The sequence below is a fragment of the Brachybacterium sp. AOP29-B2-41 genome, from assembly GCF_052378395.1.
GTDB lineage: Bacteria > Actinomycetota > Actinomycetes > Actinomycetales > Dermabacteraceae > Brachybacterium.
In genome coordinates this window covers 66,683-90,357 of the sequence record NZ_JBQSXR010000016.1, presented here as the reverse complement: position 1 = coordinate 90,357, position 23,675 = coordinate 66,683, and the positions used below count along the sequence as shown (strand labels likewise).

Below are 23,675 nucleotides of genomic sequence, written 5' to 3'. Positions count from 1 at the left end.
CCCGACCTGAACCATCCATCTGCACGTTCAAGGAGGAACTATGCACAATCACTTCACCACCACCACCCGCCGGCGCTGGCTGGCCGGAGCCGCCGCACTCGGGGTCGGCTCCACTCTGGGACTCTCGGCCTGCTCCAGCGGGGACAGTGCGACAGGAGCCGCCGACGGCGACCTAGAGACGATCGAGCTGCTCGTCGGGATCGTCCCGGTCATCGACCATGCTGCGGTGTTCCTGGCCATCGAGGACGGCTTCTTCGCAGAAGAGGGTCTCGAAGTCTCGGCCCAGCCCGCACAGGGAGGCGCCGCGGCCGTCCCCGCCATGATCGCCGGTGAGATGCAGGCCGCCTTCGCGACCTATCCGTCGTTCCTCCTCGCCGAGGCCAGCGGAGTCGGGATCAGCATCGTCTCCCTCGGCATCGACGGCACCGAGGAGACTGCCGGCGTCTACGTCGCAGAGGGCTCGGACATCGCCACGATCGAGGACCTCGAAGGCGTGACTATCGCCGTCAACACCCTGAACAACACCGGTGATCTGACCATCAAGACGCACCTCAAGGATGCCGGGATCGATCCGAACTCGGTCGAGTTCATCGAGCTGGCCTTTCCCGACATGGGCCCCACACTCGCGTCGGGCGGCGTCGATGCCGTCTGGGTGGTGGAACCCTTCCTCACCGGGCTCGAAGGCTCCGGCGCTCAGAAGATCTTCGCGACCTACGCCGGGCCGACAGCCGAGATCCCCGTCTCGGGAGTCGGTATGACGAGGGAGTTCACCGACGCCAACCCGAACACGGTCGAAGCCTTCCAGCGTGCCCTCGAGCGTGCGAACTCTGAGCTTGCGGCAAATCCTGATCGTGCGCGCGAGCTGGTCACGACGTACAGCGAGACGTCTCCGGAGGTCGCTGCTGAACTGAACGCGCCGACGTGGGTGGAAGGCCCGGTCACTGCGGACGCGCTCTCGATCTGGAACGACCTCATGGTTGATCTCGAATCATTGTCCGATCCGGTCGACCTCGAGTCGATGATCATCGATTCGTCCCAGTGAACAATGTCGCGAGCGCTACCCCAGCGCCACTGATCGACACCTCGCAGGAAAGGAACAGCATGGAGACCTTCGGTCACATCATCGGCGGTGAGGAAGTGCAATCCGAGGGCGGGCGCGTCTTCCCGAGTATCGATCCCTTCACCCGGGAACCGTGGGCGGAGATCGCGCTCGGCACCCACGTGGAGGCGGATCGAGCGGTGCAGGCTGCACGCCGCGCGTTCGATGAGGGGCCCTGGCCGCGGATGAGCGCAGGTGAACGGCGCAAGCTCATCCATCGGTTCGCGGACCTCATCGAGGAGCACGGCGATGAGCTCGCGATGGCCGATACCCGCGACATGGGCAAGCCGATCACTCAGAGTCGCGGTAACGATGTCCCGCGCACCGCGATGAACTTCCGATTCTTCGCAGATCACGCAGCGCTCTCACCGGGGGAGGTGTTGCCGATGGACTCGGGGCACCACACCTACACGCGGTACGACGCTGCCGGTGTCGTCGTCGCGATCGCTCCCTGGAACTTCCCGATGATGCTGGAGAGCTGGAAGGTCGCTCCCGCGCTCGCATGGGGGAACACGGTGGTGCTCAAACCCGCCGAGGACTCACCGGCCTCCGCCACGATCATGGCTCGGCTGGCCCTTCAAGCGGGCATCCCGCCCGGCGTCTTCAATGTGGTGCACGGATACGGTCCGGATTCGGTCGGTTCGGCACTGACCGAGAATCCTGACGTTGATCGGATCACCTTCACAGGTGAGTCGAGCACAGGAAAGGTGATCGCCCGGGCAGCCGCCGCGAATCTGGTCCCGGTGAGTCTCGAACTGGGCGGCAAGGGTGCCAACGTGGTGTTCGCCGATGCTGATCTGGACAATGCCGTCGAGTGGTCGATCAAGGCGATCTTCACGAACGCGGGCCAGGTCTGCCTCGCCGGCAGCCGGATCTATGTCGAGCGGTCCATCATGGATGAGTTCGTCGAACGCTTCTCGGAAGCGGCGAATGCGATGGTGGTCGGTGACCCGAAGGAGTCAACGACACAGGTGGGACCGTTGGCGAGCGGGGTCCACTACACCAAGGTGCGCGGCTACTTCGATACGATCCCTCAATCGAACGGCACGCAGATCTCGGGTGGGCTCGGCGACGGCTGGTTCATCAGACCGACGATCATCGTGGAACCAGATCGGGAGTCGACGCATCAGCGTGAGGAGATCTTCGGCCCGATTGTGACCATCACGCCATTCGACTCGGAAGAGGAAGTCGTCGGGGAGGTCAATGACAGCCCCTACGGCCTGAATGCCATGGTGTTCACCGAGAATTTGGTCAAGGCACATCGAGTCTCCGCCGCACTCGTCGTGGGGACGGTCTGGGTCAACTGCTTCTTCATCCGCGACCTCCGGGCCCCCTTCGGCGGTGCGAAGCAATCCGGGGTCGGACGTGAGGGCGGGACCTTCAGCCGCGAGTTCTTCACGGAGCCCAAGGCAGTCGTGATGCAGATGGAACGCTCCAGCCACTAGTCAGGCCGTGAAGCCGGGGTACGAGCAGCAGCTCGTACCCCGGCTTCGTCGTACCAGCTCGCCAAATGCAGGAGCGCCGCACATCCACTGATGCGCGGCGCTCCCGGGTTAGTCACCGATTGGAGGACGCAGCCTTCTCGGCAAGGGTGGCTCCGCCCGACAGCCAGTGGTCCCCGGGGACCTCGTTGACGAGGACGCGGACGCTTGCGGGCGGCGCATCGACAGCACGGACGATCGCGTCGTGCACTTCTGCCATCAGGGATCGGAGCTGCTCGGGGCTGCGCCCCTCGGCGATCGAGATCTGGACCAGGGGCATGTCAGGCTCCCTGCTTGTGGTGCTCGGCATCCGACGCGTCCGCGACGTCACCGAGGGGCCGACGGACCTGATACTGGGTCTGGGCGCGCTGGGTCTGCCCGCCCCACATGTCGATCGACATCGGGTGCTGTGGGTCGAAGTAGCGCGGAGTCCACTCCTCGTCGTCCTCGATGCGGCGGACACCGTAGGAGTATTCGTAGGTGAGCCCCTCCGGTCCCTTGAAGTAGATGAAGATCGCTGTCGACTGCGGGTGGCGCCCGGGCCCCTGTTCGATCTCGACCCCCCGTTCCTTCAGGAAGTTCCAGCTGCGCATGATGTCGTCGAGGCTCTCCACCTGGAAGTTGATATGGCAGAGACCGGGCTTGTCGCCTTTGAAGACGGCCAGCTTGTGATGGACCGGGTCGAAGCGCATCAATGCAGCGGAGTCGCCGATCCAGTCGCTGATCTTGATATTGAAGTGCGTGTTCCACCACTTGTAAGCGGCTCGGACGTCCGGTGCGTCGACGCAGAGGTGGCCGAACTCCGTGATGCCGGCGTGGCGGTTGAACTGCACCTTGTTGGCATCCTGGAACTGGTCGACGACCAGATCGAATCGATTGCCCCAGGGGTCATCGAAACTGATGTATTCGCGAACCCGCCGCGAGCGTGCCTCATCGTCGGAGCCGCGGATCGTGGGGATGCCGGCGAGGTTCAGTTCGACCTCCGCCTGTGCAAGCGCAGCGCTGTCGGCCACGATGAGCCCGGAGCTGAGCACCCCGGATTGTCCCTCGACGTACGCGAGGCAGTGGTGCCGACCATCGGCGCGAAGATAGTGCACACCGTCGTCCTCGCCCTGGTACTCCATGCCGACGATCTCGGTCGCGAACCGCACGGCCTCCCGGGCATCACTGGTGCCGGACCGCACGTAGGCAATATCTGTGAGTTCGATCATCGTTGATCCTTTCTCTCTTTCTATTTCTTGTCAGTCCTCGTGCGACCGCGCGAGAAAATCAAACATTCGGGGGAGCAGCTCATCGCCGCGCTCGCGCCACCATTCCTGTTCATCAGTAGGCAAGCTCGGCGCATCGGGCGATGCTGCCAGGGCGAGTTCGGCGCTGCGTTCGAGCAGCCACATACGTGCGACGGCGCTAGCGAGATCCGGTCCGCGGGTGACGGCTCCGTTGCCCCGCAGGACGACAGCCGGCGCATCACCGAGCGTGTGAGCGACTGCCATGCCGGCGTCGACGTCGCGAACAAGTCGGGAATCGTCGTAGATGGGGACCACGGGGCCGAGGAGCGCTCCGTGCCCGTCGAGCGCTCGGATCGGCTTCCCTGCGGCGATCGCCTTGGCGACCGCTCGCGGTTGGGCACGGCAGATCGCACCGGTGGAGTGATCCCCACGTGCGATCGCGATATGAATCCAGGCTTCTTTCGGGGTGCCGGGCGGGAGCTCGGTGGTATCCAACGGCAGGACTGATGAATCCTCGGGACGTTGGAAGGCAAGGGGGAGCGGGGCGGTGACCAGCAGTGACTGTGCGTCACGAAGAGTGATGTGGCCGAATGCATCGGTCAGCCCCGCGTTCGCCACGGTGCGTGCCGCATGGGCCAAGCGGGATCGGGCGTCTTCGCTCATCAGATTCCTCCGTCGATGGAGTTGCTTCTTCGGAGCATACCTGTATGAATAGAAATGTCAACGCATGGATGTTGATGGCTATGATCGCCGGCATGTCCCTGCCCCATGCAATTCTCGGTGTGCTCGAGGCTCGACCGATGTCGGGCTACGAGCTCACAAGATTTTTCGACTCCACTGCTCGCTGGGTATGGACGGCTCCACAGAGCCAGATCTACCCGCTCCTGCGCAAGCTCGAGGCGGATGGATGGATCGTAGGCGAAGAGCAGGTTCGCGGGGAACGTCTCCGCCGCACGAGCTACTCACTGACCTCAGCCGGCTTGGACGAGCTCGGCCGCTGGCTGACCGAGACCTACGCCGAGCCGAACGTGCGCGACGGGTTGCTCCTCAAGGCCCTGTTCTTCGATCTGGCGGATGCTGAGGGGGCCAGCTCGGTGCTGGCTGAACACGTGCTGGAACTCGAGGAACGGGTATCGCAGTGGTCCGCGCACCGCGTTGCGCTGGTGGCGCGCGATACGCCGCTGCTGCGAGAGCGACTCGACCATCGCCCCGAGTCGGAGCATGAACGAATCGCTCTCCTGAAAGCCCACGTCTTCGAGTACCTGATCGACCAGGCTGAACTTCGGATTCGCTGGTGCCGAGACACGATGACGATGCTCGGCTGATCAGCTGGCAGCTCCTCTCGTCGGAACCCGCAGATCCGCACTTGCTGGATCCCTACGATCTTGCGATCTCCAAGCTCGGAACGGCGAGGGCGAAGGATCTCGACTTCGTGGACGCACTCATCACGGCTCGCCTGCTCGGCACGAGGACGCACAGCATGTTTGAAGGCTGCTGATCACCCCTCCGGAACGGACTCGCTCATCGCGCTGATCTGGAAGGTGGCGCCGTCGGGATCCTCGATCGTCGCGATCCGCCCGAAGGGGGAGTCGACCGGACCGTCGAGGACCTTCCCGCCGAGCTCGAGGACCTTCGCGAGCGCACTGTCGCTCGAGTCGACGCCGAAGTAGATCCGCCAGCCGGCGCGCCCAGGCCCCAGCTGGCGATCTCGCTCGGGCCGTTGGTGGCGTAGCGGAACGAATCGTCCTCCATCGGTTCGGTCATCGCCACGAGCTGGGCGTCGAACACTGCGGTGTAGAACGCGGCGGCGTCGTCATAGCGGTGGGTCGTCAGTTCGAACCACACCGGGGAGCCGGGGGCGCCGGTGAACTCGTATCCCTCGAACTCCTTGGCCTGTCACATCTCGATGGAGGCGCCGGTGGGGTCCTGCGGCATCACGTTCCGGCCGTCGGTGCCGATATCCATGATCGGGGTGAGGGCGGTGGCTCCCTTCGCGAGAGCGGTGGCGAGGCGGGCCTTCGCATCGTCGACGGTGAGGTAGACATCCCAGCCGGTGGGCAGCGCTGTCCCGTCGGGCCCCGTCATCCCCGCGACCGACAGGGCGCCGCCCACGGAGGCGCCATCGCTGTTGGAGATCATCGCGTAGTGGCCGAACTCCTCGCCGAGATCGCGGAAGGTTCAGCCGAAGAGCCTCGAATAGAAGGTCTTGGCGGCATCGAGGTCCTGGACGGACAGGTCGGTCCAGGTACTGGTTCCGGTAGTCCTGCTCATGATCTCTCCTCAGACGAGCGGCGCGGAGGCTGCGTGGAGGCCGAACGCCGCGGGGACCGCAGCACTGTGAGCGCAGTCACATCGACGAGTCTACGAAGCCTGCCGCCACGCACAAGGGGTGCGGGGCGCCGCGCAGAGCGAGACGGCAGGATTCAGGGGGAGCGCCGGGCTGCGCTCGGGGCATGCCGGGCGGCGTCCCGAAGGCTCAGCGCTCGTCCGGCACCTCGCCCGGGACCTCGCGGGTCGGCTTCGAGCCACGCAGGAAGCACGCGCCGATCAGCCCGACCGCCGAGATCCCACCGGCCACGAGGAAGGCCACGTTCACGCCGTGGATGGGACCGGCCATGCCGTACTCCAGCGGGTCCCGTGCGGCGGTCGTCATCACCGTCACCAGCACGCCGCTGCCGATCGACGCTGCGACCTGACGCATGGTGTTGTTCACCGCGGCGCCGTGCGGGATGAGCCGCTGCGGGAGCTGGTTCAACGCCGCCGTGGTCACCGGCATCATCACCATCGCGGTGCCGAACATCCGCACCGCATTGACGATCGCGATGTACGCGAAGGTGGTGTCGACGGTCAGCCGGGCCAGCAGGACGCTGGTGACCGTGAGGATCGCGAAGCCGGTGATCGCAAGGGCGGAGGCACCGAAGCGATCGAAGACCCGCCCGGTCACGGGGGACATGACACCCATGATCACCGCTCCGGGCAGCAGCACCATCCCGGATTCCATCGCGCTGAAGTCGCTCATGTTCTGCATATACAGCGGGATCATCAGCATCCCGCCGATCATCGCCATGAACACCAGCATCCCCAGCACCGTGCCGAGCGTGAACATGCGGTTGCTCAGCACCCGCAGCTCGAGCAGCGGCTCTTCCAGCCGCAGCTGACGGCGCACGAACCACACCAGCGTGAGGGCGCCGACGATCAGCGGGATGAGCACCCCCAGGCTCAGCCAGCCGGCAGTGCCCGCATTGCTGAAGCCGAACAGCAACCCGCCGAAGGCGAAGGAGGACAGGATCAGCGAGAGCACATCCAGATGAGGATCGGTCTGTTCGGTGACGTTCTTCAGGGTGAAGCGCGCGAAGATCAGCGCCCCGAGCGCGATCGGCAGCATCATCACGAACAGCCACCGCCAGGACCAGTGGTCCACGATGAATCCCGAGAGGGTGGGCCCGATCGCGGGGGCGAAGGAGATCACCAACCCGAAGGTGCCCATGGCGGTGCCGCGCTTGTGGATCGGGAAGAGCGCGAACAGGATCGTCTGCATCAGCGGCATGATCATTCCGCCGCTGGCGGCCTGCACCACCCGTCCCAGCAGCAACACCGGGTACACCGGGGCGATGGCGCAGATGATCGTCCCCATGATGAAGATGGCCATCGCGGCGGAGAACATCGTGCGCGTGGTGAACTTCTGGATCAGGAACGCCGTGGCCGGGATCATGATCCCGTTGACCAGCATGAACAGCGTGGTCACCCACTGGGCGGCGTTCGCGGTGATATCGAATTCGACCATGAACGCCGGCAGCGCTGTGTTGAGCAGAGTCTGGTTGAGGATGATGACGAAGGCTCCTGCGAGCAGGACCGCCATCACGACATTCGGGTTCGCCGCTGCCGGAGCGGAGCCCTTACCGCTGTTGGTCCCACCGTTGTGCTGCCCCATGCTTGGAACGTCTCCTGTCGTGATCCTCATCGGGCTGCTGTCCCGCTCGTCGGGCGGCATTCGTCGCCCTGCTCGAGGTTAGGGGTGAAGTTGCACTGGGTGCAAGGTCCCGCGGGTGGGATGAGTGTCTCTGTTGATCGAGGTCACGATTGTCGCGGCGCGGGGACCCCGGCGCACAATGGTCCCGTGTCCACCTCCCCCGCGGCGTTCCCTCCTCTTGCAGTGCGCGCCGAACAGGCGCTCGCGGGGCTCGCGCCGGGATATTTCGCGCTGGTGATGGGTACCGGAATCGTTTCGATGGGGCTGCGGATGGTCGGGGCCGACGAAGCAGCGCTTGTCCTCCTCATCCTCGCCGCGCTGGCCGGGGCGGTGCTGGCCGCGCTGTACGTGCTGCGCTGGCTGCGCCACCGTGATCGGATGCGGGCGGACGCGAAGAATCCCGAGACCGCCTTCGGCTACTTCACGATCGTCGCCGCGGCCAGCGTCGTGGCGGTCGGTCTGCAGCAGATAGGGCTCCCCACTGCTTCCGCAGTGCTGCTCGGGGTCGGCGCTGCGATCTGGATCGTACTGGGATATGTGCTGCCCTGGCAGGTGCTGATGACCCGGGACGGCGAGCCGATCCTCGCGCGCACCAACGGCAGCTGGTTCATCTGGTCCGTCGCCTCGCAGTCTCTCGCCGTCGGCTTCTCCGGCCTGAAGCCCGCGACCCACGCCTATGCAGACCTGCTGGGCCTGCTCACCGTGCTGGCCTGGTCGGTGGGGACGATCCTGTACGTCGGGATCGCAGTGCTGGTGATCCTGCGGATCGTGCACTTCGGAATCACACCGCGACAGTTCGAGCCCACCTACTGGGTCGCGATGGGCGCGCTCGCGATCGCGGTGGTCGCCGGGGCCGGGATCTTCGCCATGGACTCGGTGCCGATGGTCGACGCCGCCCGCGGGCTGATCGGCGGGACCGTCGTGGTCTTCTGGTGCTTCGCGCTGTGGCTGATTCCGCTGCTGGCCGGAGCGGGCCTGTGGCGGCACCTGATCCACCGGGTTCCGCTGCGGTACACGCCCTCGCTGTGGTCGATCGTGTTCCCCCTGGGGATGTTTGCCGTCGCCTCACTGCGGCTGGGGCGGGTCGAGCACCTGCCGCTGGTCGAGGGGGTCGGCGATGTGGGACTGGTGGTGGCGGTGCTTGCCTGGGTCGCGGTCGCGGTCGGCCTGCTGATGACACTGCTGCGAGGTCTGCGCGGTGCGAAGGGCTGAGCCGGAGCCGGGGCGCTCCCCTCGAGACTCGCTCGGGGGCCCGCCGGGTGCGTGATCCGCTGGTGCGCGCGCTGGCGATGCGGTGCCCGCCGCTGCAAGAACTGATCGCTGCGGCCCATGGACGGGAGCCTCATCAAGTGCTTGGGTGGAGGGGAACGAGCGCCGGTGCATGCCGGGGCCGAACTCTCCGAGGAGCGGTCGCGATGAGCGATGCGAGCACCAGCAAGACGAGCAGCACCAGCAGCACGAGCAGGACCAGCGGGGCACGTGGCGCGTCCGCGCCCGGTGCCGAAGCGGGGGAGCTGGTGGTCGACTTCATCCTCTCCGTGGACGGCTGCGCCGCCGGGGAGGGCTGGCCGGGCTGGTGGGGGCTCGAGAGCCCGGAATATCTCGCCTGGCTCGGTGAGCAGCCGGATTCGGTGACCCTGATGGGCGCCACCACCTACCGACTGATGGCGAGGATGGCTGAACAGGCCCAACGGATCGATGTCTCCGAAGAGGAGAGGGCCAGCTTCGCCCAGATGGCGCAGCTCCCGAAGATCGTCTTCTCCGCCACCCTCGAAGAGCCCCTGGCCTGGCCGAACACCACCTTGATCAGCACTGATGCGGTCGAGGCGGTCCGGGAGCTCAAACGCAACGCCACCTCGCCGTTGACCACCACCGGCAGTATCCGCCTCAGCCACTCGCTGCTGAAGGCCGGGCTTGTGGACCGCTTCCGCATCATCCTGTTCCCGGTCATCACCGGGCGCACCGGGCTCGAGCGGATCTGGGAGCAGTTCGAGGACTTCTCCCTCGACCTCGTCACCGCACGCACCTTCGAGGGTGGCCTCCAGCTGCTCGAATACGTACCGACCTACCTGTCAGAGCCTCCCGGCTCGGCCTGGGATCGCACCGGGGGCGCCGAGTGATGGGCTTGTCGTCGGGGCGGCCTGCCGGCCGGCCGCCGGTCGTGGACATGGAGTCCTGGCAGTCCGCTCGGGACGAGCTGCTGGTGCGGGAGAAGGCGCATACCCGCGAGGGGGATGCGATCGCTGCCGCAAGGCGCCGGCTGCCGATGGTGGAGATCGACGGGAGTGCCGAGGTGACCGGTCCTGTCGGCTCAGTGCCCTTCCTCTCCCTGTTCGAAGGCCGTGACCGGCTCGTGGTGTACCAGCACATGTGGCATGACGGAGCCCCGCACCAGGGGCAGTGCGAAGGCTGCACCACCACTGCATGGCACCTTCACGACGCGACCTACCTGAACGCCCACGGCGTCTCGCTCGCGATCCTCACCACCGGAAGCTGGGAGGAGGTGCACCCTTTCATCGCCTTCATGGAATACCGGCGCGTGCCCTGGTATTCGGCGCGGGAAGCTCCCGCCCCGATCGGCGGCGACATGGGCTATCTCGCGAGCTTCCTGCGCGCAGGGGACCGGGTGTTCCTCACCTATCGCACCACCGGGCGCGGCAACGAGCGGGTGAACTTCTCGATGGGCCTGCTGGACCTGACGCCCTACGGCCGCGGTGAGGACTGGGAGGACGTCCCGGACGGCTGGCCCGGGAGCCGTCACGCCTGCTGGTCCTGGCGCACTGATGCGCAGGGCGCGCCCACCTGGGGCGAGACCAGCCGGCCGCTGCCTCAATGGGCAAGGCCAGGGGCGGCTCCGGTGACGACGCTGGGCCGGCGCGAGCGGCACTGAGCTGCTCCGCCGGCCCGTCGGCTGGCCGGTCGTGGCGCGGTGGGCTCAGGCCGCGCGACGGATCAGGATGCGCCAGCGCTCGGGACCCTTATCGAGGTACTCGGTCGCGTAGGTGTCCCCGTGCTTGGCCTGCAGCTGCATCAGCAGCGGCACCGGGTCGTGGGTGGCAGAGATGATCATGCCCCCGTTCTGCACGAGCGATTCGATCGCCCCGAAGATCGAGGCTCTGATCCACTCGACATTCTCTACTTGATCCTGTGGAGAATATGGTCCTAGGTCCCGCAGCACGGGCGGCGCGGACAGATCACTCGACGGTGATCTCTCCCATCGGGCCCCAGCCCTCGCTGTCGATCTGGTGGGAGACGATCTGCGGAGTCGCCTCGAGATACTGCGGGAACTCCTCCTGCATCTTCTTGAAGTGGGGAGAGTTCACATGCGGGCCGGCGCCCTCATCGGTGAACGCTTCGATCAGCACATAGGTGTTGGGCTCCTTCACGCTGCGCGACCATTCGAACCACAGGTTCCCCGGCTCGGCCAGGGTGGTTTCGGTGAACTCGCTCGAGAGCTCGGGCCACTGGTCGGCGAACTCGGGCTTCACTGGGAACTTGACGTTGATCAGGATCATCGTGGGGTCCTTTCAGAGAGGGGTGCGGAGCCAGCCTGCCTGCCGGCCGGCCGTCGCGGTAGCCCCATTCTCGCAACACAAGAATCGGGCTCCGACTTACGGCGTCTGCGGCACAATGAACCCAGCGGCCGAGAGTGCCGGAGAAGAGGACGGGATGAGCATCGAGCAGGAGCGGGGCGAAGACGCCCCGACCGGGCAGATCGCCCGTGCGCTGGCAGTGCTCGAAGCGGTCGCCGAGCACGGCAGCAGCACTGCCCGCGGAATCGCGGAAGTCACCGGCATCCCGCTGCCCACCGTCTATCGCATCGCCCAGGAGCTTCTCCGCGCCGACTACCTGGTCCATCTGCGCGACGAGCAGCGCTTCGCGCTCGGGTACAAGCTGCACCGCCTGGCCGTCGGCCTCCACGAGCACCTCGGAGTCCCCCGCGCTGTGCGCGAGGAGGTCCACGCCCTGCACCGCGATCTGGGGATGGCCGCCTATCTTTCGATCCACCGCGGTGCCGACTTCGTGGTAGTGCACGTCTCCGATTCCCCGCAGGCGCCGCGCCTGTCCCCGCTGAGCTTCGGATTCCATGAGAGCCCGCACGCCACCGCTTTCGGGAAGGTGGGGCTCGCTTCGCTGCCGGCCGAAGAACGGGAGGCCTACCTCGCCGACACCCCGCTGCGCGCCCACACCAACCGCACCCTCACCGATCCCGCTCAGCTGCGCGAGCAGCTCGCGGAGATCGCCACTCGCGGCATCGCCTGGGAGCACCAGGAGTTCGTGCCCGGCACCGACTGCCTGGCCGCCACCATCAAGGCCGACGACGGCATGCTCATCGGCACCGTCGCGCTCTCCGCCCCGGTCGCCGCCTATGCGGGCCGTGTGCGCCACGTCGAGGACCGCCTGCGGGCCTGCGCCTCGCGGGCGGGCCGTGCCTACCGCCTTGGCGCGGACCACGCCTGAGCCGAAGGGGCCGTCTCCCCCTCAACCCCGGTTCCCCGGCGGCGCCGCGGGCAGGTCGCTGCGCGAGACGCTGTACCCGTCGGCCACTTCTCACTCGGCGATAACGGCGATTGCCGTCACCACGAACCCTCTCTAGCGTGTGTCCCACATCACTGCCGATGACGCCAGGGAGGGCATGCCATGAGTGCACCGCAGACGGGGGACACCGTCAACGACATCGAGGGGAGCGAGGACGCCGCCCGGACGCTCCTCGCCCTCATCCGGGCCGCATTCCCGCACGACGGCGTGCCAGGGACCGCCTACGAGCGGGCCGCGGCCACCGTGCAGGCGGCCGCCGAGGACACCACCTGGATGCGGGTCAAGCTCGCCCAGGGGCTCGACTCCCTGCAGGCGCTCGCCAGCGGCCGCTTCACCGAGCTCACCGCGCAGGAGGCGCTGCCGCTGCTGCTGCGCGTCCAGCACACGACCTTCTTCGGTTTCGTGCGGCAGACGGTCGTGGTCAGCCTCTATGAGGACGAGGAGGTGTGGGAGGCGCTCGGCTACGAGGGCCCCTCCTTCGACAAGGGCGGCTATATCGACCGCGGCTTCGACGATCTCGACTGGCTGCCGGACCCCCGGATCGAAGAGTACGACGGGGACCCGCTGGTGGACATCGTCTCGGACCTGCCCCGCGCGGCGACCACCGCCAGTGTCAGGGGTGCCGCAGTGCCCGCCGGGCAGAGCAGGGTGAGAGCCGGAGGCACAGGCCGCCGAGCGAGCAGCACGAGCGGCACAAGGAGCAGCAGCAACGGGAGCAAGGGAGCTACCTCATGAGCACGATCGACCATTCCACCGAGGCCGTCGTCATCATCGGCTCCGGGGCCGGCGGCGGCACCCTCGCCTACGAGCTCACCAAGCAGGGCATCGAGTGCGTGCTCCTCGAAGCGGGCCCCTACCTGCGGGGCGAGGACTACATGAACCTCGAGTGGGAGGCCTTCAATCAGATGGCCTGGACCGATACGCGCACCACCTCCGGCAGTTGGCGGGTGGCGAAGGACTTCCCGAACCTCCCCGCCTGGATCGTGAAGGCTGTCGGCGGCACCACCACCCACTGGTCCGGGGCGACCCCGCGCTTCAAGCCTCACGAGTTCAAGGCCCGCTCCACCTACGGGCGGGTCGATGGGGCGCACCTGCTGGACTGGCCGCTCACCTACGACGAGCTCGAGCCGTACTACACCCGGGCCGAGGACGCGATCGGCTCCACCCACCGCGGCGGCCGCCCGCCGCTGCCGGCGAACAACAACTACAAGGTGCTCGCCGCGGGTGCGGAGAAGCTCGGCTATCACCACTACGCCACCGGCCCCTATGGCACCAACGCCGAGCCCTACGACGGCCGCCCCGCCTCGGTGCAGGACGGCTTCAACTTCCAGGGCGACAAGAACGGCTCGAAGTGGTCGACGATGGTGCGGGAGATCCCTCGCGCTCTCGAGACCGGCAAGCTGGACCTGCGACCGAACAGCCACGTCGCCCAGATCCTCCACGACCGCACCGGGCGCGTGGACGCCGTGCTGTACCTCGACCAGGACGGAACCCTGCATCGCCAGGCCGCGAGGCTGGTGTGCGTGGCCGGGAACTCGATCGAGACCCCACGCCTGCTGCACCTCAGCTCCTCCTCGCTGTTCCCCGACGGGCTCGCGAACTCCTCCGGGCAGGTGGGCCGCAACTACATGCGCCACATGACCGGCAGCGTGTACGCACAGTTCGACAAACCGGTGCGGATGTACCGCGGCGAGACGATGGCCGGGAACATCGCAGACGAGTCCGTGCACGACCCCACCCGCGGCTTCGCCGGCGGCTACTACATCCAGACCATCTCGCTGGGTCCGGCGTTCATGGCCAGCTTCGTCGAACCCGGCGCCTGGGGACCGGACTTCACCCGGCTGCTGGACGCCTACGAGAACACCGCCGGCTGCTGGCTGGTGGGGGAGGACATGCCGCAGGAGTCCAACGCGATCACGCTCGACTCCACCGTCACCGATCAGCACGGCCTGCCGGTCGCCCACGTCCACTTCGATGATCACGCCAACGACCTGGCGATGCGGGAGCATGCCTTCACCCAGGCGCAGAAGCTCTACACCGCCGTCGGCGCGGTCAGCACCCACCGCACCACCCCCTACCCCTCCACGCACAACCTCGGCACCTGCCGCATGAGCGAGCGGCCCGAGGACGGCGTGGTCGACAAGTGGGGCCGGGCGCACGACGTGCCGAACCTGTTCATCTCCGACGGCTCGCAGTTCACCACCGGCGCCGCCGCGAACCCCACCCTGACGATCGTGGCGCTGGCGATCCGGCAGGCCGAGCACATCGCCGACGCGCTCAAGAAGGGGGAGGTCTGAGCCGTCCCGCAGTGCACGAGAAGCGGCCGGGTCAGCTCACAGGAGCGGCCCGGCCGTCAACGTGGTGAGGGCGCTCAGACGTTCACCGTCACGTCTCCGGCCTCGCGCAGCTCGGCGGCGATGGTGGTGGCCGCCTCGTTCCGCTGTTGGGCGATCGCCTGCTGGGCGAGCTGCTCCTTGGCCTCCTCGAAGGGCGGCACCTGTGCGGTGTCGCCACCGGCCTGCTCCTGCTGCTCGACGAGCTGGTCGTACTGCGTCTTCAGCTCCTCGTCGGTGGGCTCTTCGATGCCCGCCTCCTGCTCGATGTAGGTGGTGAGCATGAACTGCGACGAGGCGTCCTTGCGCACATCCTCCTTGCTCATGCCCTGCTGCTCGAGCGCGGCTACGACCTCGTCCGCTGAACCGAGTCCGTTCTGCTGGGCGATCTCCTCGAGGGTCGCGTCGATATCCGCATCTGTCGGCTCGATACCGGCCTCGGACGCGCCCTGCAGCAGCAGCCGATTGTCGACCAGCTGATTCGCGACCTGGGTCTTCAGCGCCGCCTGGTCGACCTCTCCACCGGCGCTCTGCTGCTGCTGCATCGCCGCCTGCTGGAACTGGCCCTCGTAGATGGCGGTGAACTCGTCCTTGGTGATGTCCTCACCGTTGACGGTGGCGACGACATCCGGGACGTCGGAGACATCGGCTTCCGGCATCTGCGGCTGCTCGCCGCCCTGGCCGCCGGCGAGGGGCGAGCCGCCGCCGTCGCTGGCCGCAGGCGCCTGCCCGCCCTGATCGCTGCCGCCCGAAGGTGCAGCCTGGTCGCCGCTGCAGCCGGTCAGTGCGACCGCTGCGGTGAGTGTGAGTGCGGCGAGAGTGCGCCGGAGTGCCCGCTGGCTGGGAACCTTCACTGTGCCTCCTGAGGTGGGGGAGCGGGCGACGTTACGCCCTGAACCCTGGAACCGCGTTGCAGGTTCGCCCAGGTGGCGGTCAGGACATCGAATTCTCTGCCTGAGATGGGTCTGGAAACGGCGATGCTGTGCGGAGGCCTGACTCACACCGGCGGCGCCCATCGACCCTGACCTCTCCGGAGCCCGCCCGAGCTGCGCTCCGGAGACGGAGCGGCCTCGCCGGGCCAGCGGCGTCGCCGGTGCAATGGCCGATGGTCTGAGGGCGTGGCGTGCGGCGCCGAGCACCTCTAGGGTGTCAGCCATGGAGATGACGATTCCCGCAGACTGTGGCAACTCCCCGCGCATGACGATCGTCGCGGAGATCGCTTCGGCCTGGGCGGCGGGGGAGGAGGCGACGGTACGCGCATGGCTGCGCGAGGACGCCACCTGGTTCCTCGTCGGTGAGGACAGTCCTGTGCCCGGCGGCTTCGCAGGGCCGCCCTTCGCCGCAGAGCGAGGGGAGATCCTCATGGTGCTGAACCATGGCCGCCTCGCCGCCTGCGAGGGCTACCTGGTGCGCGGCGACGAGCGGGTCGACTTCTGCCACATGATCCGCTTCGCCGGAGCCACGAAGACGGCGCAGATTCGGGAGATCCGCACCTACCTGCAGCGCTGAGGCACCGCCGGGAACCGCAGGAACGGCAGATCGGGCGGTTCCGAGCCAGGATCCGGTCAGGATCGGCTCAGAATCGCCCGATCTGCGCTGCACGCCCGATCTGCGCTGAGAGGAGTCCCGCCGAGCGGCGGGATCGGGTCAGTAGCCGATGGACTTCAGATACTCGCGGGACTCGCGGATGCAGTCGATCGGGTCGCGGCCGAAGGTGTCGTCCTGCTCGATGAGGAAGTACTCGGCGCCGGCCTTCTCTGCGGCGGGGAGCAGCGCGGGCCAGTTCATGTTGCCCTGGCCCACCTCGGCGAACTGGCCGAGCGACAGGAAGGCTCCGTAGAACTCCTTCATGTCGATCTCCTTCGCCTCGAACTTGTCGACGATCTCCTGGGGCAGGGGAGCGACCCGGAAGTCCTTGACGTGGATCAGCTTGCAGGCGCCGCTGTAGGCCTCGAGCATCTCCAGGGGTGCCATGCCGCCGCGCTGGACCCAGTGGAGGTCCACCTCGAACAGGAGCGACGGCGCCACGCGGCGCACGATGTCGAAGATCCGCTCGCCGTCGAACTTGATGAGGTCGACGTGGTGGTTGTGGTAGCAAAGCGTGATGCCCTGCTCGGCGAGGCGGGCGGCGTAGGGCTCGACGGAGGCGGCCCACTCCTCGGTGGCGGTCTTCGAGGTCATCGCCGAGAAGGGCATCATGCCGATGCGCAGGAAGCGGGAGCCGGTCTTCTCGCAGGCCTCAACGGCGCGGTCGAACTCGGTCGAGAGGGCGAAGCCGTTGCCGCCGGGCTCGATCGAGGCGCTCATCGCGGCGGTCTCGACGTTGAAGTCCGCCTTGCCGCGCACGAGATCGTCGATCAGCTCGTCGGTCATCTCCACCTGGGAGACCTCGACGGCGTCGATGTCGAGCTCGCGCACCTGGCGCAGCACCTCGTACATCCCCTTCTCGTTGATCTGGTCCTTGAGCATCATGAGCTGGAGTCCGAGGACGGGCATGGTGAGTCTCCTTCGAGTCGTGAGGGCGGCGCCGCGCGGCACCGGAGGAACGTGATGGTGCGTGGTGCGTGGTGCGTGGTGCGTGATGCGAGATGACGGAAGCGGCCGGGTCGGTGCCTGGAGGCACCGGCCCGACCGCTCAGCGGCTCAGGCGCGGGCGGGGAACTTGCCCTCATCCTCGATGCGCTTGTTGAGCTCGGCGAGGTACTCCTCGGCCGGGTAGTCCACCAGATCGATCTCGCGACCGGTCCAGGCCGACAGCTGCATGCCGGAGGCCAGGCGCACGCCGTTGATGCCCTCGGCGCCGTCCGCGATCAGCGGGGTGCCGTCGTTGACGTTCGCCGCGAAGTTGGTCAGGACGTCGATGTGCTGCTGGCCCCAGACCGACTCGTACTCCTTGACCTCGGTCTCGTACAGCTCGGAGGTGTCGATCATGCCCTTGAACAGGCGGCCGACGTCCTCCGCCGACATGCCGTCGCTGAGGCTGCGCTCGTCCTGCTTGAGGCGGGTGATGGTGACCTTCTTGGAGCCGTCCACGACGACCTTTCCCTTGTCGAACAGCATCTCCAGGCGGTCGGTGCCGACGATGTCGTTCGTGGAGGTGATGAAGCTGCCGGTCGCGCCGTCGCCGAAGTCGACGACCGCGTTGACCTCGTCCTCGGTGGCGATGTCGCGCTGGAAGCCGAAGGAGAGCTTCGCGAAGACCTTCTTCGGGGTGCCGCACAGCCACTGCCAGAGGTCCAGCTGGTGGGGTGCCTGGTTGACCAGCACGCCGCCGCCCTCGCCGCCCCAGGTCGCGCGCCATGCCGACTGGTCGTAGTACGCCTGCGGGCGCCACCAGGTGGTGATGATCCACGAGGTGTGGCGCAGCTTGCCGAGCTCACCGGAGGCGATGAGCTCCTTGAGGTCCGTGTAGACGGGGTTGGTGCGCTGGTTGAACATGATCGCGAAGGTGGTCTCGGGGTGCTCCGCCGCGAAGGCGTTCATCTCCTCGACCTGCTTGGTGTAGATGCCGGCCGGCTTCTCGGTGAGGGTGTGGATGCCCTTGCCGAGAGCGGTGATGGTCATCTCCGCGTGGTCGAAGTGGGGCACGGTGGTGACCACCGCGTCGATGTCACCGGAGTCCAGCATCGCGAGGTAGTCGTCGTAGAAGGGGACGTCCGGGTGCTTCTCGGCGGCGACCTCTTTCTTGGCGGGATCGTTGTCCGCGATGGCGCCGAGAGTCATGCCCGCGACCTTGCCGTCGGCGATCACGCCGGCGTACATGCCGCCCTGAGCTCCGAGGCCGATGATTCCGAGGCGGACGTTCTTCTCCGACATGGTGTCTCCGTTTCTGTGGTGGATCCCTGCGCTCCGTGAAGCGGTCGCGCGGTGAAAAGTAAGTCTGACGTGGGGTGAGGTGAGACGAGGTGGGGGAAGGGCCGGTGGGGAAAGCTCTCTCCCCACCGACCCTACTGCGGTCGACGGACCCTCGGGAGGGACCGTCGACCAGCGTGGATCAGCTCTCGGCAGCAGCCGCGGCGGCCTCGGCGTGGCGCTGCTCGAGGAGGGCGACGTTCGCGTCGACGCGCTTCTTGGACAGCGGGTACCAGAAGATCAGGGCGAGGAGCGAGACGCCCAGCAGCAGGGCCGGCACGAGGGTGGACAGGTTGTAGATGCCATCCAGCACTTCCTGGGTCTGCACGACGGTCCCGCCGGTCCCGGACTCGTATCCGATCCATCCCAGGGCCCAGCCGGTCAGGCCACCTGCGATGGCCTGGCCCAGCTTGCGGGCCCAGGAGTACATGCCGTAGACGGTGGCATCGTTGCGCTCACCGGACTGGATCTCCTGGAGGTCGATCGCATCGGTGATGAATGCCCAGATCAGGATGTTCAGGCAGGAGACGCCGAGCATGAGCACGGCGTAGCCGACCATGAACACGTAGGGGCTGTCGGTGCGGAGGACGAACAGGATCAGTGCGGCGATGACGGCCAGCGACATGCCGACCACGCCGACCTCCTTCTTGCCGAAGGTCTTGGCGAGCTTCGAGGCGAAGGGGACCAGCAGCAGGGTCGGGGCGAGGCCCACGAAGTTCACGAGGCTCAGCAGCTGGCCGTTGTTGAAGTACTCGTTGAGCATGTAGGGCATCATGCCGCCGAGCAGCATGAAGGCGATGAGCATGAACAGCGAGGTGGCGATCAGTCCGGTCAGTCCCCGGTTCTTCGCCATGGCGCCGAGGGTCTGCCCGAGGCTCGCGCGCTGCTCCTTGGCCTTCGCAGGTGTCGCGATGCGCTCCTCGACGTTGATGAAGCACAGCAGGTAGCAGACCACTGCGAGGATGCCGCAGCCGAGTGCGGCCCACATCATGTTGGTTCCGGAGAGCTCGGACTGGCCGTTGATCTGGACGAAGACGACGAGCGGCAGGACCACGGAGATGGCGAGGTTCGCGAGGGTGGCACCGAGGGAGCGGAACACCGACAGCGAGGCGCGCTCACCGGGCTGGTTGGAGATGACCGAGGCCATGGAGCCGTAGGGGATGTTGATCAGGGTGTAGAAGACCGAGCCCCACAGGACGTAGGTGGCGATCATCCAGCCGAGACGGGCGCCGTAGCTGCCGTCCTGCAGGAAGGGAGAGAACATGAGGAACGACGCGGTGGCGACGGGGATCATGATGCGCAGCAGCCAGGGCTTGAACCGGCCGGACCTGCCGGGCTTCAGGGTGTCGATCAGGCGTCCTGCACCGACGTCGGTGAAGGCGTCCAGGATGCGCGCGGCGAACAGCAGGGTGCCGACGTGGGCGGCGTTGATGCCCATGACGTTGGTGTAGAAGATCATGAAGAACGCGGACTGCAGGAGGAACGTGAAGTCGTTCCCGAAGTCGCCGAACATGTAGCCGATCTTGTCTCGGAAGCTGAACGGGCGCTTGGCCGTCGAGCTCGGCGAACTGGACGGGGCCATGCGGCCCTGCCCCGGGTGTGCGCTGGTGGTGCTCATCGTTGTGCTCCTTCTGGCTCATCCTTGAGTAGCTGGAGCGACCAGGCGCGGTGTGTCGCTGGTGGCTCCGGTGTGCCGAGGGTGCCGCGAGAAGCGGTGTCGGCTATGGCCCGAGTCTTGCCAGAGCGCTGAACGATTGGCCATTGTTGCCAGAGGTTGCAGTGTGGTTGCCGGGAGGTCGAATCTTGTACTACTTGGTAACGGGGCTGCTGCCAGCACTTTTGCTTCGTGTCGAGAGGAGGGGTCTCTGTCACGTTGGAGGATGGAGGCCGGCGCGCCCTGGAAATTGCCGTGGGTTGCCGCGCTCCGGGTCCGGGGTCCTGCGGACTCGCACCCATTGCGCGCTGCGCACGCGCGCGGTGCACGCGCGCGGTGCACTCGCCGAACGGCGGACGGCCGGGCCCCCGGGGTGGGGGGCCCCGCCGTGCCGGGAGCTGCGGCGGTGCCGCGCGGTGGCTGCGGCCCACAGGGTGGGATCGCAGCTGCCGGGAGGGATCAGTAGAGGTTCAGGAAGGTCTGCAGGACCTCGGTGGTGTCCTCGTCGATCTCGTCGGAGCCGTTCTGGGCGGCGCCGACCTCGTGCTGGAGGCCGGCCACGGTCTTCTCGCCGATCACGCCGTCCTGACCGGTCTCGGCCCAGCCCTGGAGCGCCAGGGTGGTCGCCTCGTCCATCTCGCCGGTCTGCTCGACGTTCAGCCAGTCCTGGAGGGCCGTGATGGTCTCCGGGCCGATCTTCCCGTCCACCTCGAGGGTGCCCGCGACCGAGAGGTCGCCGCTGGCCTTGGAGCCGGGCTCGCCTGCGGACTTCTCCGGGGCAGGAGCGGACTCCTGCTGAGCCTTCGGGGCAGGATCCTGCTGTGCCTTCTCGGAGGGCTCCTGCTCGGGCTGCTGCTTCTTCTCGGTCTCCTTGGCGAAGCCGTTCTCGTCGCAGTTGTCGGCGATGCCGTCGCCGTCGCAGCTCCAGTCACCCTGGGGCTCGGTGCTCTCGCGCTCCGTTGAGCGGTTCGCCTGCTGCTCGGACTCGCGGCTCGGGGTGGAGTCCTGCTGCTTCTGCTCGGGCGCTTCTTCCTTCGGGGCCTCGTCCTGCTCGGACGGCGCTGGGGCGTCGCTGGTGCTGGCACCGCCGCTCAGGGCGGAGCCGCAGTTGGGCCAGGCGCCAGCGCCCTGCTCGGCGAGGACGCGCTCGGCCACCGCGATCTGCTGGCCCTTGGAGGCCTGGTCGGCGCTCGAGGCGTACTGCGTTCCGCCGAAGCCCTCCCAGGTCTGCTGGGAGAACTGCAGGCCGCCGTAGTAGCCGTTGCCGGTGTTGATCGACCAGTCACCGCCGGACTCGCAGGCGGCGACCTCGTCCCATCCGGTCGCGGCGTTCGCCGCGGTGCCGGTGGCGAGCATGCCGGTGGCGACGACGGCGCCTCCGGCGAGGGTCACTGCGGTGCGGGCCAGGCCTCTGCGCAGGGCAGAGGCTCGGGGGGTCGTGGTGGCGTGCGTGCTGTGCTTGGACATGAACACGTCCTCTCGCTGGTCGTGCGGGTCTTGCTGGTCTCGCGGATCCGCAGGGGCGGAGCTCGCGTCTCGAACGACCGCCACCGTACGGGGAGAGGGGGGCCCCGGATCAAGGACCCCCGAGGGTGCTGACGGAGATTTGACCTGAGGGGAACGTGCCGATGAACCGGCAGAGCGCCCGTTACCTGTCCGTGACCTGCCGGGACGGGGCGCCCTGGGGCTCACGTCGCGCGCGGATGTGAGTCCGCTCCCGCTCTGTGACCCCGGCCACTGGGTGATCGGCGCGCCGAGGCATGGGACGACCTCGAGAGTCAGGACTCGGCAGGAGGGTTCAGCGCCGCTGCGGCGGCCTCTCGATGCGCTGCCTCCCCGGTGGTCAGCGCGAACAGCCCATAGGCGATCGGTCCGGCTGAGAACATCTCGGTGCAGTGCTCCGCGAGTCGCGGCCACGTGTGCCCGCCGCCTGCCGTGTATGCCTGGAGGGCTGTCTCGAAGGCGTCTGCCGGCGCGCTCACCTGGTGGAACATCAGATCTTTGGCGGGATCGCCGATCGCGGCGGTGGTCCAGTCGAGGATCGCGGTGATCTGGTCGTCCTCGACCAGGGTGTGGCCCGGATAGATCTCGCCGTGGGTGAGCACCGAGTGCTGCGGCCAGAAGCTGTCCTCCGCGATCCAGGCGGTCCAGCGCTCCCGCAGCGTCGCCGAGATCTCGAATTCTGCGGCGACCTGCTCGAGATCCCGCTGCCAGCCCTCACGCACCTGCCTGGGTGAGCGCACCTCGATACCGGTGGCAGCGGCCGCCTCGGTACCCACCGCATGCAGCTGGGATACGGCGGTTCCGAGCGAGGTGGCGTAGACGGGAGAAGACATGTCGACGTGCCAGATCACTGTGCCATCCCGCTCGACGCTGAGGCCGGGGGCGCCGGGCAGCAGCGGGTAGGCGATCAGCTCGGAGGTGCTGATCTGCCAGTCTGGGACCGCGATCCCCAGGTGCGGGCCGACCATCTTCAGGAGCCTCCCCTCGACCGCAGCGCGCTCGAGCACGTCGGGGCGGCGGGGTATGCGCAGCACCCAGTGCTTGCCGTCGGCGGCGCGGGCGATCGCCACCCGGAAGTCGAGTCCGATCTCCTCGGTGTGCAGGGTGGAGCCGTCGAGGTCGAGACCATGGGCGGAGCCGAGCTCCAGCAACGCGTCCAGGTCAGCGGGTGGGACGGCGGCGGTGGCAGGAGGCATCCCTGCATGGTGCCACCGCCCTCCCTCGGCGACCAGTGCTTTTGCTCTGCCGAGGCGGAACGTACTCTCGTCCTATGCGAGCAGGCACCGGCGGGACCGCTGGCGGAGGGACATCGATGCGAGCTCTGATGGGCGTCCTGGTCATGATCGGCATCATTCATCTGGCGGCGCAGTGGTTCGAGATCGGGCTGGTCGCCGAGCTTACCCAGGTGCTGCTGATGCCGCTGCTCGCCGCAGCCCTCTGGGCGGGCACGGCAGCGCCTCGTCGGCCCCTCGTGCGCCTCACCCTGATCGCCCTCGGCTTCTCCTGGCTCGGAGACACGATCCCTCGCTTCGTGGGTGGAGAGCCCGGGTTCCTCGGCATGCTGGGCAGCTTCCTGATCGCACAGCTGGTCTATGCGGTCGCCTTCTGGCCATGGCGGCATGCCTCGTTGCTGCGCCGGCCTCGCGCGGTGTGGATCTACCTGCTCGTGGCGGTGGTCGTCGTCGTGCTCTCGGCCCCCGGAGCCGGTGCGCTGCTGCCTGCAGTCATGGTCTACGCGACGGCGATCTGTGCGATGGCTCTGCTGGCCACCGGCCTGGGGCGGCTCGGGGCGATCGGTGGTGCGGTGTTCGTGGTCTCGGACTCCCTGATCGCGCTGGACGCCTTCGGAGTGCTCACGCTCCCGGCGCACAACGTCTGGGTGATGGCCACCTACCTCGTGGCACAGGTGCTGGTCGTGGTCGCGGTGCGCCGGGCGGCCAGCGGAGCGCCCGCACCTTCCCGACGTCCCTGACGGAGAACGGGCGCCCCTCGGGGAGTCCGAAGGACGCCCGCTC

At 67.4% G+C, this 23,675-nt stretch carries 25 protein-coding genes and 1 pseudogene; 11 read left to right on the top strand and 15 right to left on the bottom strand.

Translation table 11 applies throughout. The annotated features are described in order from the left end of the window. Positions 1-40 precede the first annotated feature (40 nt). Both ACT3T9_RS14830 and ACT3T9_RS14825 read left to right on the top strand, forming a co-directional pair. A complete protein-coding gene (locus ACT3T9_RS14830; RefSeq protein ID WP_444606901.1) occupies positions 41-1,042 on the top strand; it encodes an ABC transporter substrate-binding protein in 1,002 nt (333 codons plus the stop codon). Positions 1,043-1,101: 59 nt separating this feature from the next. Then, positions 1,102-2,544, top strand: coding sequence for an aldehyde dehydrogenase (locus ACT3T9_RS14825; RefSeq protein WP_444606900.1), 1,443 nt, complete (start codon positions 1,102-1,104; stop codon positions 2,542-2,544). A 112-nt stretch (positions 2,545-2,656) separates the two neighbouring features. On the opposite strand, the gene ACT3T9_RS14820 is transcribed toward ACT3T9_RS14825, so the two are convergent. From ACT3T9_RS14820 to ACT3T9_RS14810, 3 genes are read right to left on the bottom strand one after another with little or no spacing between them, the layout of a single operon-like run. Then, positions 2,657-2,860 carry a tautomerase family protein gene (locus ACT3T9_RS14820; protein ID WP_444606899.1) on the bottom strand — a complete coding sequence of 68 codons (204 nt, stop codon included), beginning with the start codon at positions 2,858-2,860 and terminating at the stop codon, positions 2,657-2,659. A gap of 1 nt (position 2,861) precedes the next feature. Continuing rightward, the gene (locus tag ACT3T9_RS14815) at positions 2,862-3,791 is read right to left on the bottom strand and encodes a VOC family protein (RefSeq protein ID WP_444606898.1); all 930 of its coding nucleotides are present in this window, start codon (positions 3,789-3,791) and stop codon (positions 2,862-2,864) included. A gap of 30 nt (positions 3,792-3,821) precedes the next feature. Continuing rightward, positions 3,822-4,472: a class II aldolase/adducin family protein gene (locus ACT3T9_RS14810; RefSeq protein ID WP_444606897.1), complete on the bottom strand. Its 651-nt coding sequence runs from the start codon at positions 4,470-4,472 to the stop codon at positions 3,822-3,824. Positions 4,473-4,564: 92 nt separating this feature from the next. Here ACT3T9_RS14810 and ACT3T9_RS14805 point away from each other — a divergent pair, with 92 nt between their 5' ends. Further along, positions 4,565-5,134 (top strand): PadR family transcriptional regulator, encoded by a 570-nt coding sequence (locus tag ACT3T9_RS14805; RefSeq protein ID WP_444606896.1) that lies wholly within the window; start codon positions 4,565-4,567, stop codon positions 5,132-5,134. A gap of 173 nt (positions 5,135-5,307) precedes the next feature. On the opposite strand, the pseudogene ACT3T9_RS14800 reads toward ACT3T9_RS14805, so the two are convergent. The 4 genes and pseudogenes from ACT3T9_RS14800 to ACT3T9_RS14785 all read right to left on the bottom strand — a co-directional run. Continuing rightward, positions 5,308-5,553: pseudogene (locus tag ACT3T9_RS14800) on the bottom strand (VOC family protein); the annotation flags it as partial. Between the two features lie 152 nt (positions 5,554-5,705). Continuing rightward, positions 5,706-5,948 (bottom strand): VOC family protein, encoded by a 243-nt coding sequence (locus ACT3T9_RS14795; RefSeq protein ID WP_444606895.1) that lies wholly within the window; start codon positions 5,946-5,948, stop codon positions 5,706-5,708. A 39-nt stretch (positions 5,949-5,987) separates the two neighbouring features. Further along, positions 5,988-6,080 (bottom strand): VOC family protein, encoded by a 93-nt coding sequence (locus ACT3T9_RS14790; protein ID WP_444606894.1) that lies wholly within the window; start codon positions 6,078-6,080, stop codon positions 5,988-5,990. Positions 6,081-6,285: 205 nt separating this feature from the next. After that, positions 6,286-7,740, bottom strand: a complete 1,455-nt coding sequence (locus tag ACT3T9_RS14785) for an MDR family MFS transporter (protein ID WP_444606893.1) — start codon at positions 7,738-7,740, stop codon at positions 6,286-6,288. 186 nt (positions 7,741-7,926) lie between these two features. Between ACT3T9_RS14785 and ACT3T9_RS14780 the strand changes: the two genes are divergently transcribed. From ACT3T9_RS14780 to ACT3T9_RS14770, 3 genes are all read left to right on the top strand, one after another. After that, positions 7,927-8,991: a tellurite resistance/C4-dicarboxylate transporter family protein gene (locus ACT3T9_RS14780; protein ID WP_444606892.1), complete on the top strand. Its 1,065-nt coding sequence runs from the start codon at positions 7,927-7,929 to the stop codon at positions 8,989-8,991. 203 nt (positions 8,992-9,194) lie between these two features. Next, positions 9,195-9,899, top strand: a complete 705-nt coding sequence (locus ACT3T9_RS14775; RefSeq protein WP_444606891.1) for a dihydrofolate reductase family protein — start codon at positions 9,195-9,197, stop codon at positions 9,897-9,899. Further along, positions 9,899-10,669 carry a DUF899 family protein gene (locus ACT3T9_RS14770; RefSeq protein ID WP_444606890.1) on the top strand — a complete coding sequence of 257 codons (771 nt, stop codon included), beginning with the start codon at positions 9,899-9,901 and terminating at the stop codon, positions 10,667-10,669. Before ACT3T9_RS14775 ends, ACT3T9_RS14770 begins: the two co-directional genes overlap by 1 nt. A 45-nt stretch (positions 10,670-10,714) precedes the next feature. Here the strand turns inward: ACT3T9_RS14770 and ACT3T9_RS14765 are convergent, their stop codons facing one another. Together ACT3T9_RS14765 and ACT3T9_RS14760 are read right to left on the bottom strand one after the other, a co-directional pair. Then, positions 10,715-10,957 (bottom strand): DUF2249 domain-containing protein, encoded by a 243-nt coding sequence (locus ACT3T9_RS14765; RefSeq protein WP_444606889.1) that lies wholly within the window; start codon positions 10,955-10,957, stop codon positions 10,715-10,717. 16 nt (positions 10,958-10,973) lie between these two features. Next, positions 10,974-11,294 (bottom strand): putative quinol monooxygenase, encoded by a 321-nt coding sequence (locus ACT3T9_RS14760; protein WP_345077463.1) that lies wholly within the window; start codon positions 11,292-11,294, stop codon positions 10,974-10,976. 154 nt (positions 11,295-11,448) lie between these two features. On the opposite strand from ACT3T9_RS14760, the gene ACT3T9_RS14755 reads away from it, so the two are divergent. From ACT3T9_RS14755 to ACT3T9_RS14745, 3 genes are all read left to right on the top strand, one after another. Further along, the gene (locus ACT3T9_RS14755) at positions 11,449-12,240 is read left to right on the top strand and encodes an IclR family transcriptional regulator (protein WP_444606888.1); all 792 of its coding nucleotides are present in this window, start codon (positions 11,449-11,451) and stop codon (positions 12,238-12,240) included. Positions 12,241-12,420: 180 nt separating this feature from the next. Continuing rightward, complete coding sequence (locus ACT3T9_RS14750) at positions 12,421-13,053, top strand: hypothetical protein (RefSeq protein WP_444606887.1); 633 nt, start codon at positions 12,421-12,423, stop codon at positions 13,051-13,053. After that, positions 13,050-14,615, top strand: coding sequence for a GMC family oxidoreductase (locus tag ACT3T9_RS14745; protein ID WP_444606886.1), 1,566 nt, complete (start codon positions 13,050-13,052; stop codon positions 14,613-14,615). Before ACT3T9_RS14750 ends, ACT3T9_RS14745 begins: the two co-directional genes overlap by 4 nt. 74 nt (positions 14,616-14,689) lie before the next feature. On the opposite strand, the gene ACT3T9_RS14740 is transcribed toward ACT3T9_RS14745, so the two are convergent. Further along, a complete protein-coding gene (locus ACT3T9_RS14740; protein WP_441445908.1) occupies positions 14,690-15,505 on the bottom strand; it encodes a SurA N-terminal domain-containing protein in 816 nt (271 codons plus the stop codon). A 301-nt stretch (positions 15,506-15,806) separates the two neighbouring features. Between ACT3T9_RS14740 and ACT3T9_RS14735 the strand changes: the two genes are divergently transcribed. Continuing rightward, complete coding sequence (locus ACT3T9_RS14735; RefSeq protein ID WP_442332321.1) at positions 15,807-16,160, top strand: hypothetical protein; 354 nt, start codon at positions 15,807-15,809, stop codon at positions 16,158-16,160. Positions 16,161-16,298: 138 nt separating this feature from the next. On the opposite strand, the gene ACT3T9_RS14730 is transcribed toward ACT3T9_RS14735, so the two are convergent. The 5 genes from ACT3T9_RS14730 to ACT3T9_RS14710 all read right to left on the bottom strand — a co-directional run bounded on the left by ACT3T9_RS14730 (position 16,299) and on the right by ACT3T9_RS14710 (position 22,856). Beyond that, positions 16,299-17,147 (bottom strand): sugar phosphate isomerase/epimerase family protein, encoded by an 849-nt coding sequence (locus ACT3T9_RS14730; RefSeq protein WP_441445910.1) that lies wholly within the window; start codon positions 17,145-17,147, stop codon positions 16,299-16,301. 147 nt (positions 17,148-17,294) lie between these two features. Beyond that, complete coding sequence (locus ACT3T9_RS14725) at positions 17,295-18,467, bottom strand: Gfo/Idh/MocA family protein (RefSeq protein ID WP_441445911.1); 1,173 nt, start codon at positions 18,465-18,467, stop codon at positions 17,295-17,297. A 178-nt stretch (positions 18,468-18,645) separates the two neighbouring features. Then, positions 18,646-20,121 carry an MFS transporter gene (locus ACT3T9_RS14720; protein WP_441445912.1) on the bottom strand — a complete coding sequence of 492 codons (1,476 nt, stop codon included), beginning with the start codon at positions 20,119-20,121 and terminating at the stop codon, positions 18,646-18,648. Positions 20,122-20,616: 495 nt separating this feature from the next. After that, positions 20,617-21,624: a transglycosylase family protein gene (locus ACT3T9_RS14715; protein WP_441444282.1), complete on the bottom strand. Its 1,008-nt coding sequence runs from the start codon at positions 21,622-21,624 to the stop codon at positions 20,617-20,619. 311 nt (positions 21,625-21,935) lie between these two features. Continuing rightward, complete coding sequence (locus tag ACT3T9_RS14710) at positions 21,936-22,856, bottom strand: macrolide 2'-phosphotransferase (protein ID WP_441444283.1); 921 nt, start codon at positions 22,854-22,856, stop codon at positions 21,936-21,938. A 116-nt stretch (positions 22,857-22,972) separates the two neighbouring features. On the opposite strand from ACT3T9_RS14710, the gene ACT3T9_RS14705 reads away from it, so the two are divergent. Further along, on the top strand, positions 22,973-23,632 hold the full coding sequence (locus ACT3T9_RS14705; RefSeq protein WP_441444284.1) for a lysoplasmalogenase family protein: 660 nt from the start codon (positions 22,973-22,975) through the stop codon (positions 23,630-23,632). Positions 23,633-23,675: the final 43 nt, after the last annotated feature.